Here is a 14,707-nt window from a genome sequence, read left to right as displayed (position 1 = left end):
AATCTCAATCTTTTTTTACTCTTGAAATGCTTTAAGCATCGTTGATATTTTCATTTCGTCCTTAGTTACTGCAATTCTACCAGAACGCGTAAACTGCATAATACCAAAAACGTATAATTCGCGATGTAATAAATCTATTTCTTCTTTTCTTCCTGATTTTTCTATAGCAAAAAAATCTTTGTTTACCGTTACAATTCTGGCATTGCTATCTTTGATGATATTCTGAATTTGACGTTCATCAAATAATAATTCAGACTTTATTTTGAATAAACACGATTCCTGATAAATAATTTCATCTTCGGTATGATAGTAAGCCTTTATCACTTCGACCTGCTTTTCAATCTGACCAATGACCTTTTTCATTTGAGATTCTGTGATGTTAACAACTAGCGTAAATCTTGATACACCATCAATCTCTGAAGGTGAGGTGTTTAAGCTCTCCACATTCATGTGTCTTCTTTGGAATATCGCGGAAATTCGGTTCAACAATCCTATGTTGTTTTCCGTATATATAGATACGGTAAATTGTTTTTTTTCTGTACTCATTTTTTTGAGATTATAGATAAAAGAGAATAGAAAATAGACTCGTAATTAGTTCCATTTTATTTTTTATCTCATTCATCTTATTTCTTTTCTCCCGTTCTTTTTTTTCTTTGATTTATTCTAATCTAATATCTGAAACACTTGCGCCTGTCGGTATCATAGGGAAAACATTGCCTTCCTTTTCAACGCGAACCTCTAGAAAATAAGGGCCTTCACAATCAATCATTTCTTTTACCGCGGCTTTTAAATCTTTTCTTTCGGTAACTTTTTTAGCATCAATATGGTATCCTTTTGCGATCGCCACAAAATCTGGATTTACCATTTCGGTAGAGGCATAACGTCTATCAAAAAACAACTGTTGCCATTGACGAACCATACCCAAAAACTCATTGTTTAAGACCACAATTTTTACGGGTACTTTTTGCTGAAAAATAGTACCCAATTCTTGAATATTCATTTGATAACCTCCATCTCCTGCAATCATTACAACCTCTCTATCTGGTGCTGCCATTTTTGCTCCAATGGCCGCAGGTAATGCAAATCCCATAGTGCCTAAACCTCCAGAAGTGATATTACTTTTGGTTTTGTTGAATTCTGCGTAACGACAAGCGACCATTTGATGTTGACCAACATCACTAACAATCGCAGCTTCCCCTTTTGTTTGACTGTTGATTTCTTTCAACACTTCTCCCATGGTTAAGCCTTCCTTTGTTGGATGTAAATCATCTTTAATGACTTTATCGTATTCTATATGATATAAATCCTTGAATTTTTGATGCCATTCTGTATGCGAATTGGCATTTAGTAATGGCAATAATTCTTTTAAGCTTGTTTTAGCATTGCCAAGGACAGCGACATCTGCTTTTACGTTTTTATCTACTTCAGCAGGGTCAATTTCAAAATGAACTACTTTAGCTTGTTTGGCATAGGTGGCTAAATTTCCTGTTACACGGTCATCAAAACGCATACCTATAGCAATTAAAACATCACATTCATTGGTTAAAACATTTGGTGCATAATTGCCATGCATACCAACCATACCAATATTTAATGGATGCGACGTTGGAATCGCAGAAGCTCCTAAAATAGTCCAAGCAGAAGGCATACCAGCTTTTTCAATAACGGCTTTAAATTCTTCTTCAGCTTTTCCTAATATTACTCCCTGTCCCCAAACCACTAGAGGTTTTTTTGCATTATTTATAAGATCGGCCGCAGCTTTTAATGAATTCTCTTCTGTGTTTGGAATGGGTTTATAACTTCTTACTCCTTTACATTTTTCATATTTAAAATCGAATTCTTCAAATTGAGCATCTTTAGTAATGTCAATCAAAACAGGTCCTGGTCGTCCACTTTTGGCAATGTAAAATGCTTTGGCCAAAATTTCAGGAATTTGGGATGCTTTGGTAATTTGACAATTCCATTTAGTCACAGGCGTTGAAATACCGACAATATCAGTTTCTTGAAACGCATCGCTTCCTAATAAATGCGATGCTACCTGACCAGTAATACATACCAAAGGTGTAGAATCGATTTGTGCATCTGCAATACCGGTTACTAAATTAGTAGCGCCAGGTCCCGAAGTCGCCATCGCGACACCAACTTTACCAGAAATACGTGCATACCCTTGAGCTGCATGTGCTGCACCTTGCTCATGACGTGTAAGCACATGATGAATTTTATCTTGATATTTATATAATTCATCATAAACAGGCATAATGGCGCCTCCTGGATATCCGTAAAGGATGTCCACCCCTTCGGCAAGCAAACATTTTATAACGGCTTCGCTTCCTGAGATACGTTCAGTGGTTTCTGTGCTTTTGGTGTTGTTTTTTATAGTTTGAGTTTCTTTCATGTTTATTAAAATCTATTTGAGACTCTTCGACTGCGCTCAGAGTGACATTCAAGAAATATTATTGTGTATTAAAATTCATCAGTAACACAACCTTTACTAGCCGATGATACTGTTTTAGCATATTTATAAAGCACTCCTCGTTCAAATTTTAATGCTGGTGCTTTCCATTTTTCGCGTCTTCTTTGAAGTTCTGCTTCTGATACTTCTAATGATATTGAATTGGTTTCAGCATCAATAGTGATGATGTCGCCATCTTTTACGACAGCAATCGTACCACCTTCTTGTGCTTCAGGTGTAATATGTCCGACGACAAAACCGTGCGTTCCACCAGAGAATCTTCCATCAGTAATTAATGCTACGTCTTTTCCTAAACCTGCTCCCATTATGGCAGCAGTTGGTTTTAGCATTTCGGGCATTCCTGGACCACCTTTTGGGCCTTCATATCTAATGACCACGACATCACCTTTTTCAACTTTTCCGTCTCTAATGCCATCATTTGCGGCATATTCGCCTTCAAAAACTTTCGCTTTTCCTCTAAAACATAAGCCTTCTTTACCTGTGATTTTAGCCACACTTCCTTCGGTTGCTAAATTTCCGTAAAGCATTCTTAAGTGTCCTGAAATTTTGATGGGTTCTTCAATTGGTTTAATGACGTCTTGTCCTTCTTTCAAATCATCAACATCCAATAAATTTTCTGCTATTGTTTTTCCTGTTACGGTTAAACAATCGCCATGTATTAATCCTTTCTTTAACAAATATTTTAATACAGCAGGAATGCCTCCAACCGCATGTACATCTTCCATTAAATATTTTCCACTTGGCTTTAAATCCGCCAAAAATGGAGTGTTATCACTAATATCTTGAAAGTCTTTTAATGTAAAATCAATTTGTGCTGCTCTCGCAATGGCTAAAAAGTGTAATACAGCGTTTGTAGAACCACCTAAAATAGTTACTAATCGTACAGCATTCTCTAGAGATTTTCTTGTGATTATATCCGAAGGTTTGATATCCTTTTCAAGCAACAATCGTAATGCTTCACCAGCTCTAACTGATTCTTGTTTCTTTTCATCACTCAACGCAGGATTTGAAGAATTGAAAGGTAAGGTCATTCCTAAAGCTTCAATTGCTGACGCCATCGTGTTTGCGGTATACATACCTCCACAAGCACCAGCTCCCGGACATGCCTTTTCTACAATACTTTGGTATTCCGTTTCTTCCATAGTGCCGGCTACTTTGCTGCCCCAAGCTTCAAACGCCGAGACAACATCTAATTTTTGCCCGTTATGGCAACCAGAATCAATAGTACCTCCATAGACTAAAATACTTGGTCTATTTAATCGAATCATGGCCATTAAAGCACCAGGCATATTTTTGTCACAACCGACTACAGTAACCAATCCGTCGTAACTCATGGCTTGTACTACAGTTTCCATGGAATCTGCAATAATATCACGTGATGGCAAAGAGTAGCGCATTCCTGGTGTACCCATTGAAATACCATCACTTACCCCAATGGTATTAAAAATTAAACCGATGACATCCTCGTTTTTTGTACCTTCTTTAACCAATTTTGCCAGGTCATTCAAGTGCATGTTGCAAGGATTACCTTCGTAACCTGTACTTGCAATACCAACGATAGGTTTAAAAAAATCTTTTTTTGTAAGACCGATGGCGTGCAACATGGCTTGTGCTGCTGGCTGTGTAGGATCTTGGGTAACGGTTTTACTGTATTTATTTAGTTGACTCATTCGTTTTATTTAGGCATTCTGTTCCTATAGCTATTCACTTTGATACGCATATTTATTTGTGGAAACTAAATTACTTCATATACTATACTTATGGACTTAGAATCCATATAGCTATCTAAATTCAATATTACTATGAAATTCATATTACACTGAAAATAAGCACATTAGTGTAGTTTAAATATGATGTTCAAGTGTATTAATTTTCTGTATAGAATGCGTCCTCTTTATTTGAAATAACTTAATTTCCTGTGTAAGGGATTACTGTTAAAATTATCTTAAATCTGATATGAAGTAAATCCAAACCCCAGTATTTCCGTATATATAGTATAACCAATAAATAATTTTAATTATGAAATTAAGAATGAACAGAATATTTGGAACTATCGCATGTGTTGGATTAGTAGTGTTAACTGCATGTAACGATGGTAAAAAAGAGCAAGAACGAATGGAAGTTGAGGCTGAGAAGATGGAAATGGAAGCTAAACAAAAGAAAGACATGGAAATGAAGAAAATGGAAGAAGAAAAGAAAACCATGGCTATGGAATCTAGTATAGCCGGTAAAGCAATGGCAACTGATGATCTTACGACTTTAGTGGCAGCTCTAAAAGCTGCAGATTTAGATACTATGCTATCTGAACCAGGTGAATATACGGTATTTGCTCCGTCTAATAACGCGTTTTCTAAATTACCAGAAGGCACCGTAGAAAATTTAATGAAACCAGAAAATAAGGAGATGCTTCAAAATATTTTACAATATCATGTAGTATCGGGAAAAATAACTTCTGATAATCTTATGGCGGCAATTAAAGGAGCAAAAGGGAAGTATACTTTTAAAACAGTTGCAGGTGAAGAATTAACAGCAATGATGGATGGAGACCAATTTGTAATTAAAGATGCTACAGGTACAAAATCTCAAGTTGTTCAAGGCAATGTTGATGCATCTAACGGTATTGTGTATATCGTTAACGATGTTTTAATGGCAAAGAAAAAGTAAGCTATCAGTTATAATTGATAAAAGGTTCAACATGTGTTGGGCCTTTTTTTATGTTCGAATTTTAGGGATAAGATGCTTACCTTTTGAATGAAATTATTAATTTTAAACTATTTCATCATAACTTATGTATTATATCAGTATAAAAAAGTGTTTATCACTTTTGCTATTCTTCTTTTTATTTTCTTCCAATTGTTTTAGTCAGTTTTCACCGAGCGTACAGAATTATTCTTTGGCAGAATATAAAGCAGGAAATCAAAACTGGGATATTTCAAGAGCAGATAATGGCAAGGTCTATGTAGCTAATCATAATGGACTGCTGGAGTATGATGCTTTAATTTGGAAATTCTATCAATTACCAAATAATACAACAATTAGATCTGTTTTAGCAGTTGGTGATAGTATATATACAGGATCTTATGAGGAGTTTGGCTATTGGAAGCGGGACGATTTTGGCCTATTAGAATATTATTCAATAAGCGCCTCTATAGCCGATATTATTTCTCCTAATGAAGAAATTTGGGAAATCGTAAAATTTAAGAATAAAGTTATATTCCGTTCATTTTCAAATATTTATATTTATGAAGATGAAGTTGTAACGCAACTAAAACCAAATTCTGTTGTTATCTCATGCAGTGTAATTGATGACGATTTGTATATAAGCACTTTAAATAAAGGTGTTTTTTTATTAAAAGAAAACGGTTTAGAGTTGTTTTATTTTCATAAACAATTAACCGATACCAAAATTATCTCGATTAATAGATATGAAGAAAAGTTACTATTAATGACGTCTTTAAAAGGTAGTTTCTTTTTAGAAAATAATACACTAGTCCCGACAACGTTCAAAATCAACGAACAAATAAAATTGCATCAACTAAATGCGTTTTCAGTTTTAGATAATGGTGAAATGGTTTTTGGAACTATAAAGGATGGTATTCTTCTAACCGACAAAAAGGGGGAATTAAAATTTCATGTTAGTAAAGAAAATGGTTTAATTAATAACACCGTATTAGGACAAACAGTAGACGAACGGAATAATCTCTGGATAGGACTAGACAATGGCATCTCTAAGATAGATTTAAATAATAAGAATTATTTTTTCAACGATGTTTCAGGCAGGTTAGGTGCCGTATATGATATTGTTGAGTATAAAAATGTTATTTATATTGGTACTAATACTGGTCTTTTTTGGTTAGATGAAAACGATAAACTAATGTTCGTTGAAGGTTCTCAAGGGCAAGTATGGGATTTGGAAATTATAGAGGGAGATCTTTTTTGCGGTCATAATGAAGGTACTTTTTTAGTTGATAAAGATAATTTTAGAATGATTTCTAATTATACAGGTGGATGGACAATTCAAAAAGTGCCAGAAAGAAATCATACCTACATTCAAGGAACATATTCTGGGCTTGTAATATTTGAAAAAGAGAATAGTGAATGGAAAGTAAAACATCTCGGCAAAACTACCATTCCATCACGTTTTGTGGTTTTCGAAAATCCGTTTACAGCTTGGATAGCCCATGCCACAAAAGGTGTTTTTAAAGTCAATTTTAGTACTGATTTTGATACAATAAAATCGGTAACTAACTATCAGGACAAAGGCATTAATTCAAATTATAATATTCGTATATACAATATAAAGAACAATATAAGTTTTAAAACTAATGAAGGTTGGCAAAAGTATGAACCAATATTAGATTCAATTGTGCCATTTGAATTGTTAAATGATAAATTAGGAAAAGATAGTTATATAATTTCTGAAGACCATACAGATCTAATAGCCTTAAAACATAAAAGAGGTTTTATAAAATTTAAATCGTTTTCTAATAATGAAGAAAGCTTAATTTTAAATAATGGTTTTTTAAAAGATCGCTATATCGTAGGATATGAAAATGTTTCAAAAATAAGAGATTCACTTTTTGCTTTAAATCTCAACAATGGTTTTATGATGATTAATAGCGCTTCAAAAAGCAAAATTAAATTAGAAAAGCCAAATATAGAATCGATTTCAATTGCTGGTGAAACGATTAATATTTCTGATATAACGAATAATGAAGTTAGTTTTAAATTTAATGAGAATTTGGCGGTTGCACTGTCATCTCCAGGCTCCTTAAATCATTTTTTTGAGTATAATATATCAGATACAGATAGCCGATGGTATAAAATAGATTATAATAAGGTGGATTTTTCCAACTTACAAGATGGTGAGTATACCATTTCTTTCAGAACTAGTGATAATTCTGGTAATGCCTCTGCAATTCAATCTTTATACATAGATGTGATGCCACCTTGGTATAGAAACCATTTAGGATTTTTACTCTATTTGCTTATAGCTGGCTTAGTGGTATTCCTATTTTATACCATGCATAATAAAAAAATTGCGAAAGAACAGCGAATCATAAAAATTAAATATCAGAGAGAACAGCAGAAACTGTTGCGAGAAAAATCTTTAGAAAACGAAAAGCAGATAGTACAGTTTAAAAATGAAACACTTCAAAACGAAATTAAACTTAAAAGTAAGCAACTTGCCAATAACGCTATGGCTCTGGTAAAGAAGAATGAAACTTTACAAGATATTAAGAAGGAACTTATAAATAATAAGAATGAATTTAGTGACTATTACTCTTATAAAAAGTTGGTAAAGAAGTTAGATAATTCAATTGTTTTAAAAGATGAATGGGAGGTTTTTGAAAATAATTTTAGCCAAGTACATGATGAATATTTTGAACTTTTAAAAGCGAAACATTCAAAACTAACTCCAAAAGATTTAAAAGTTTGTGCCTACATAAAAATGAATTTATCTTCCAAAGAAATTGCGCCACTTATGAATATTTCAGTAAGAGGTGTAGAAACCCACAGATATCGTCTAAAAAAGAAATTAGATCTAGAAAATGATATTTCTTTAGTGGATTATTTATTAAATATTAAAAGTTAGATACTTTTTCTTACTAAATTCTAATTTTTAATTACGTCATTACTACGTCAAGTAGCTAATATCCTTGGAGCTGCATTGTTTTTTTTATAGCTTTATGATACGTCAAATCAAGTTTTATTAACAATTGTTAACCTTCGTTATATATATTGACGTATTTAAAATGTAAACAGATATTAACGTTGTTTAACATTAGATTATAACTTCGAGTTTCTAAATAAACTAATCAGTCTAATCAAATATTAATCAACTTCTATGAAAACAAAAATCAGTTTATTATTAATGCTGTTTTTTTCAATTTGCTCAGTAGCGCAGCAACTTGAGATTAATGGAATTGTAACAAGTGAAAGCGATGGAATGCCTTTACCCGGAGTTAATATCATTGTTCAAGGAACCAGTAGAGGTACTACAACCGATTTTGATGGTAAATACATTATTAACATCAATCGTGGTGAACAAATTGAGTTCAGTTATGTGGGCTTCATTACACAAACCGTTACGGTAGAAAATCAATCAGTTATAAATATTGTCTTGCAAGATGATATTGCTTCTTTAAGTGAGGTCGTAGTTATCGGTTATGGTACTCAGAAAAAAGCAGATGTTACAGGGGCAATAACAACTATAAAATCAGAGGACATTGCTAAAACTCCTAACAGTAATGTTGTTCAATCTTTGCAAGGTAAGGTGGCTGGTGTTCAAGTGGTAAGTAATGGTTCGCCTGGTAGCTCACCAACAATTAGAGTGCGCGGTGTAAGTTCTTTTAGAGGTGGTAATAATCCGTTATATGTAGTTGACGGTATGTTTTACGATGAAATTGATTTTTTAGACAGTAGTCAAATTGAAACGATTTCAGTTCTTAAGGATGCATCCTCTATTTCTATTTTTGGACAGAGAGGTGTAAATGGTGTTATTATCATTGAGACTAAGAATGGTAAACAAGAACAAAAACCAGTATTTACCTATAATGGCTTTACAGGTTATCAAAATGCTCAGAATGTCGTTAAAATGGCTAACGCAGAACAGTTTACCACTATGGCATACGAATCTGGTTCACAAGCTGACATTGAATTTGTAGAAAATGCCATTCAACGATTTGGAAGAAGTAGAATTAATCCTAATATACCAGACGTTAACACAGATTGGTATAAAGAAATTTTAAGAGTGGCACCCATTTCTAGTCATAGTATTGGAGTTGCTGGGGGATCAGAAAAAACAACGTACAGCGTTAACGCAAGTTATTTTTCGCAAGATGGAATTTTGGACATGAAGAATGAGTATGAACGTTTCAATATTCAATCTAATATTCAGATAGATCTTTCCGATCGCTTAACTGTAGGTACCAATGCTATTTTTAGTAATGCCACAAAATATAATCCTGAAAATGGAGCATGGTTTCAGGCCTATTTCGCGGTTCCAATTTTACCGGTTTTTGATGAAACTAATATGGACGCAACTCCAATTCCGTATGCTGATGCGAGTCTATTAGGCTATCGTAGCGCGCAAAATCCATTTCCAGCGATGACATTTAACAATAATCAGCTCAAAATCAGAAAGGTTTTAACCAGTATGTTTTTAGAGTATGATTTAATTCCAGATAAATTAAAATTTAAAACGTCATATAGTCACGATTATTCAACCATATCTGAACGAAATGTACGATTACCTTATTTTATTTCAGGTCAATCGCAAAGAGAAACTTCGAATATAAGACGTGCTGAAAATAAATATTCAAATCAAATTTGGGATAATACATTAACTTATACAGACGACTTTGGGGAACATAATCTTACCGTATTAGCAGGTTCATCCTATAGGGATCAACAACAGAATTTGTTTAATGCTACCGGAAATGATATACAAGGTATTGGATTAGAAAGTTCGTGGTATCTTGATTTTGCCGATCCGACTACATTCAGTGACCAAGTCAATGAAATCGGTGATCGTTTCTATTCATTTGCCGTTTTTAGTAGGTTAGAATATAGCTTTAAGGATAGATATTTGCTTAACGCCACTATAAGACATGAAGGAGATGGAAGATTTCCTGAAAAATTATGGGTAACAACACCATCAGTTGGTTTAGGCTGGGTAGTTTCCAATGAAAATTTTATGGAAAATAGTGGTCTATTTAACTTTTTAAAGTTACGTGCTAGTTGGGGGCAATTGGCCAATGGATCTTTAGGTGGTAGTACCGGAACCAATACAATATCCACCTTAGTAACTAGTATTGGAGATACACCTACAAACGGATTTTTAGCAACGAGCACCTTCCGAAATTTAATTAGAGAGATTTTAGAAGAAACGAATTTTGGAATTAGTACACGTCTTTTTGATAATAAATTAAATTTAGAGGTCGATTATTATATAAGAGATACTAAGGATTTAGTATTGCCTCGTCAGGTGCCTATAATCTCGCAAACGGTGGATGATAACATTGGTGAAATGAGAAATCAAGGTTTAGAAGTTGCGGCTAATTGGAGTCAGAATATTAATGATAACTGGAGTTTTTCTGTTGGAGGAAATATCACTACACTTAAAAATGAAATCACTCAAATAGATAGCGATCAGGGATATTTTGATACAGGAAGCGCTGCATTTCGTCAAAGATTAATTGTAGGCGAACCTGTTAATGCATTTTTCGGTTGGGAAGTAGATGGAGTTTACCAAAATGAAGCTCAAGTAGCGGCAGATCCTACTGCTCAAAATGAGTTGACCGCCATTCAAAATCAATTGGTGCCTGGGGATTTTATTTATAAAGATCAAAATAACGATGGTGTAATTGATGCAGAAGATAGAGTGGTTCTTGGGTCGTATCTACCTTCTTTCTCCTATGGTGGTAATCTAAATGTGTCTTATAAGAATTTTGATCTATCTGTAGCTGTATCTGGCCAAACAGGTAATAAAATTTTGAACCGTAAAAGAGGAGAAGTGATTTTTACTAACGATACTAACATCGATGCAGAGTATGCTATAAACAGATGGCATGGTGAAGGCACATCTAATTCTTATCCATCCTCTGAAGGGCGTAGAAAAGCTTGGAATCAAAGGATGAGTAGCTTTTTTGTAGAGGACGGATCTTATTTTCGGGTTCAGAACATTCAATTAGCTTATACTATTCCGGCTAAGGCTCTTGGAGGTGAAAATATGCCAGAAGTGAGACTAACTTGTACTGCCGAACGTCCTATAACTATCTTTAGTTATAATGGGTTCGACCCAGAAGTAAACGATGGTGTAGATCGCCAAACTTATCCGGTTCCTGCCGTTTATACCTTCGGAATTAATATTAAAATTTAAAAAAATGCTAGATATGAAAAATTTAAAACAAGGAACAAAACAGTTGGCTCTAATGCTATCGTTTTGTGTGATTGTATTTTCTTGTAATGATAAATTGGAAGAAAATGATGGTCAGCTGGCTGCAGGCGATGTGGATTATACCATATCTGAAGATATGAATTTGCCATTAATTGGTGCTTATTCTGCAGTTTATTCAAGAGGTTGGGAAGACCCAATACTCATTGGTGTAAGAGGAGATGATGTTAATGCAGGAGGACTTGGTGACCAGCAACCGTTAGCAGATACAGATCTTTTTATTTATGATAATAACTATTGGATGTACAATCAAATATGGGAAAATTTCTATGGCGATATTGTACGAATTTTAAGTGCACGCGAAACGATTCAACTCTATCAGAATTTTGCAACGGAGGAGGAGTATTTGGACAGAGCAGACCAGTATATGGCAGAATGTAAGGTGTTAAGCGGGTTTACACATTTTCAGATGTCTAGGTTATGGGGAGATATTTTTATAATAGGTTCTACTGATATTGCTTTAGAGTTAGAAAATGGTGTTAAAACCAAAGCGGAGGTAATGCAGTATATTTCAGATTTAATGGATGAAGCGATACCTTTTCTCCCTAATAAAAGACCAAATGAAAGAGAAGATGTACTCGGTGGAGTTACAAAATATACGGCTTTGGCAATTAAAGCTATGGCCAATTTAGAACTTGAAAATTACCAAGGCGTAGCTAATGCTACCGGTGAGATTATTGAGTCTAACAAGTTTATGCTTTATCCAGAATTTTATGAATTATTCAAAAAGCCGGGTGAATTGAGTAACGAAAGTTTATTTGAGCTCCAGTTTTCGGATTATAACACAGAAGATGGTGCGGCAAACAATCATTTGTTTGCACCATTTGGCCCTTCTAGCTGGACACCAGCTGTCGAAGGAGCATCTGCAGGTTGGGGATTCTATGAGCCGAGTTTAAAATATATTAAATTTATGATTGATAGAGGAGATCAAACAAGATTAGTGACTAGTGTGAATTTTACACCTAGAGGAATCGATGAATTGATGATGGATCCGCAATATGCCTCATTGCCTAATTATATTTCAAATACTACTTTAGATGGTGATATCTTCAATGATTACCCTAGAGCTATGTTTGGAAGTGGTAAACATTATTTGCCATCGAATCAATTAACAGCAGGAAGAACCTCGTATGGGTCTAGTAAAAATCTTATTGTTATTAGATATGCTGAAATATTATTAATGCATGCAGAAGCACTGACGCAAGGAGCAAGTAGTTCTGCTATGACCGCAGATGCTGCAGTAAATATGGTTAGAGGAAGAGTTGGTATGCCTTCACTTTCAGGCGTTACTAATGACCAAGTTATGGACGAGAAATTTGCAGAATTGGCCATGGAATGGGGAATTCGCTATTTTGATATGATTCGCTTGAATAATTATGACGAATTAAGCTATGATGGTAGAACGTTTACAGCGGATAAAGAATTGTTGCCATATCCCCAAGCACAATTGGATTTATTACCCCTTGAGAGTGATAACAATTAAAAAAAAATTCAACATGAAAAACTTTAAAAAATATATTTTAGCGATTTCAGCCTTGCTAATGATGGTGTCTTGTTATGATGGCATCGATTCAATCACCGAAGTAGATCCAGGACCAGATGCTGGATCACCTATTGTAACCATTATAAAACCGTCAGAAGGTTTTGAGATTCAGGTACCAGAACCGGTAACATCAACATCCATTGAATTTAAAGTAGAAGACGATATAGAAATTATGTCGGTAAAGGTCAGTTTAGACGGTCAGACCATTGCAACTTTCGATTCATTTTTGGATTATAGAATTTTCAATAACCAATTCATGTACGACAATATTACTACAGGTGAACATGTATTGCAGGTTACAGCTACAGATATTGCAGGCAATGAAACAACGGCTACATCAAATTTTAGTAAAGAACCTCCGTATACCCCTCTTTTTAGCGGTGAAACTTTTTATATGAATTTCGATGGTAGTTATACCGAATTAATTTCAGTTACAGATGCTACTGAGGTTGGAAATCCTGGTTTTGCGCCAGAAGCTAGAGTAGGTTCAGGTGCCTATCAGGGAGCTACAAATTCTTATTTAACATTTCCAACAGACGGTTTATTGGGTACACAATTTAGTGCTTCATTATGGACTAAAGTTAACGCAACGCCAGATAGAGCAGCTTTGCTAGTTATTGGCCCTCCAGACACTGATAATCCAGATGCTCAAAATAATAGAACTAGTGGATTTAGATTTTTTCGTGAAAATGCAGGTGGTATGCAACGTTATAAGCTTAATGTAGGAAACGGTACTGCAGACATTTGGTTTGATGGTGGAGCCGCTGCAGATGTCGATCCAACTACAAATGATTGGGTGCACTTAGCGTTTACAATTTCAGAAACAGAAGCCGTTGTGTACATCAATGGTGAGGTCGTAAAACAGGGGGCATTCGATGGTATAGATTGGACAGGGAGCGACATTCTTTCAATAATGTCTGGGGCACCTAGATTTTCCGGTTGGGGTCATTTATCAGATTCGAGTTATTTAGATGATTTAAGATTATTTAATGTTGCGTTATCACAAAATGAAATTTTAGAAATTATTGCTCAGAGTGATGAAATTTTTGAACTTGGATTTAATGGTAGTTATAAAGAAAGCTATAGCGGTGAAGATTGTAATGAAATTGGTAATCCTTCATTTACTGGTATGGTTGGGGCTTACGAGGGAAGCAATGCATATCTCGGTGCAGCAGACTCTTATCTAACCTTCCCAACTGATGGGTTATTGAATGACGAATTTTCTGCGGTATTTAACTATAAAGTTAATGCTATGCCAGATAGAGCAGGCATATTAGTAGTTGGTCCTCCAGATACTGATAATCCTGATGCTCAAAATAACAGAACAAGTGGATTTAGAGTATTTCGTGAAAACGCTGGTGGTATGCAACGTATTAAACTAAATGTCGGTAATGGAGAAAGTGAGACATGGTTTGATGGTGGTGCGGCAGCCGATATTGACCCAAGTAGTAATCAATGGGTTCAAATAGCAGTAACTATTTCTGAAACAGAATGTGTGGTTTATATAGACGGAGACATTGTAAAACAGGGTGAGTTTTCTGGTATTGATTGGACAGGGTGCGATATCCTATCCATAATGTCTGGTGCTCCACGTTTTACGGGTTGGGGTCACTTGTCTGACGAAAGCGCAATGGATGCTTTAAAAATTTATAAAAAGGCCTTATCTCAAGCTGAAATCCAAGCAATGCTTTGATATTTGAGATTAAGTTAAATTGACTTAAATAGAATTTGA

The 14,707-nt window shown here is 34.7% G+C and carries 8 protein-coding genes; 5 read left to right on the top strand and 3 right to left on the bottom strand.

What is annotated here, in order from left to right; all coding sequences use genetic code 11:
• Positions 1-15: 15 nt before the first annotated feature.
• The 3 genes from ilvN to ilvD form a co-directional block, all read right to left on the bottom strand.
• The gene (gene ilvN, locus QMA06_RS00265) at positions 16-546 is read right to left on the bottom strand and encodes an acetolactate synthase small subunit (RefSeq protein ID WP_290204879.1); all 531 of its coding nucleotides are present in this window, start codon (positions 544-546) and stop codon (positions 16-18) included.
• Between the two features lie 112 nt (positions 547-658).
• Entirely contained in the window at positions 659-2,395 is a 1,737-nt protein-coding gene (gene ilvB, locus QMA06_RS00260) for a biosynthetic-type acetolactate synthase large subunit (RefSeq protein ID WP_290204878.1), read from the bottom strand.
• A 68-nt stretch (positions 2,396-2,463) separates the two neighbouring features.
• Positions 2,464-4,143 carry a dihydroxy-acid dehydratase gene (gene ilvD, locus QMA06_RS00255; protein WP_290204877.1) on the bottom strand — a complete coding sequence of 560 codons (1,680 nt, stop codon included), beginning with the start codon at positions 4,141-4,143 and terminating at the stop codon, positions 2,464-2,466.
• Between the two features lie 349 nt (positions 4,144-4,492).
• Between ilvD and QMA06_RS00250 the strand changes: the two genes are divergently transcribed.
• The 5 genes from QMA06_RS00250 (at position 4,493) to QMA06_RS00230 (ending at position 14,668) form a co-directional block, all read left to right on the top strand.
• The gene (locus tag QMA06_RS00250) at positions 4,493-5,137 is read left to right on the top strand and encodes a fasciclin domain-containing protein (RefSeq protein ID WP_290204876.1); all 645 of its coding nucleotides are present in this window, start codon (positions 4,493-4,495) and stop codon (positions 5,135-5,137) included.
• 229 nt (positions 5,138-5,366) lie between these two features.
• Complete coding sequence (locus QMA06_RS00245; protein WP_290204875.1) at positions 5,367-8,069, top strand: helix-turn-helix and ligand-binding sensor domain-containing protein; 2,703 nt, start codon at positions 5,367-5,369, stop codon at positions 8,067-8,069.
• A gap of 252 nt (positions 8,070-8,321) precedes the next feature.
• Positions 8,322-11,357, top strand: a complete 3,036-nt coding sequence (locus QMA06_RS00240; RefSeq protein ID WP_290204874.1) for a SusC/RagA family TonB-linked outer membrane protein — start codon at positions 8,322-8,324, stop codon at positions 11,355-11,357.
• A gap of 13 nt (positions 11,358-11,370) precedes the next feature.
• Complete coding sequence (locus QMA06_RS00235; RefSeq protein WP_290204873.1) at positions 11,371-12,915, top strand: RagB/SusD family nutrient uptake outer membrane protein; 1,545 nt, start codon at positions 11,371-11,373, stop codon at positions 12,913-12,915.
• Between the two features lie 13 nt (positions 12,916-12,928).
• Positions 12,929-14,668, top strand: a complete 1,740-nt coding sequence (locus QMA06_RS00230) for a LamG domain-containing protein (protein WP_290204872.1) — start codon at positions 12,929-12,931, stop codon at positions 14,666-14,668.
• The last annotated feature ends 39 nt before the right edge of the window (positions 14,669-14,707 follow it).

The organism is Winogradskyella bathintestinalis, from assembly GCF_030407435.1.
GTDB classification, from domain to species: Bacteria; Bacteroidota; Bacteroidia; order Flavobacteriales; family Flavobacteriaceae; genus Winogradskyella; species Winogradskyella bathintestinalis.
Note: the sequence above shows the minus strand (reverse complement) of the source record. Positions and strands in the feature narration are given on the sequence as shown.

Excerpts from the sequence above, each read along its gene's own strand:
- ilvB (WP_290204878.1), bottom strand. The coding sequence starts at position 2,395 with ATGAAAGAAACTCAAACTATAAAAAACAACACCAAAAGCACAGAAACC.
- QMA06_RS00250 (WP_290204876.1), top strand. The coding sequence starts at position 4,493 with ATGAAATTAAGAATGAACAGAATATTTGGAACTATCGCATGTGTTGGA.
- QMA06_RS00235 (WP_290204873.1), top strand. The coding sequence starts at position 11,371 with ATGAAAAATTTAAAACAAGGAACAAAACAGTTGGCTCTAATGCTATCG.
- ilvN (WP_290204879.1), bottom strand. The coding sequence starts at position 546 with ATGAGTACAGAAAAAAAACAATTTACCGTATCTATATATACGGAAAAC.
- ilvD (WP_290204877.1), bottom strand. The coding sequence starts at position 4,143 with ATGAGTCAACTAAATAAATACAGTAAAACCGTTACCCAAGATCCTACA.
- QMA06_RS00240 (WP_290204874.1), top strand. The coding sequence starts at position 8,322 with ATGAAAACAAAAATCAGTTTATTATTAATGCTGTTTTTTTCAATTTGC.
- QMA06_RS00230 (WP_290204872.1), top strand. The coding sequence starts at position 12,929 with ATGAAAAACTTTAAAAAATATATTTTAGCGATTTCAGCCTTGCTAATG.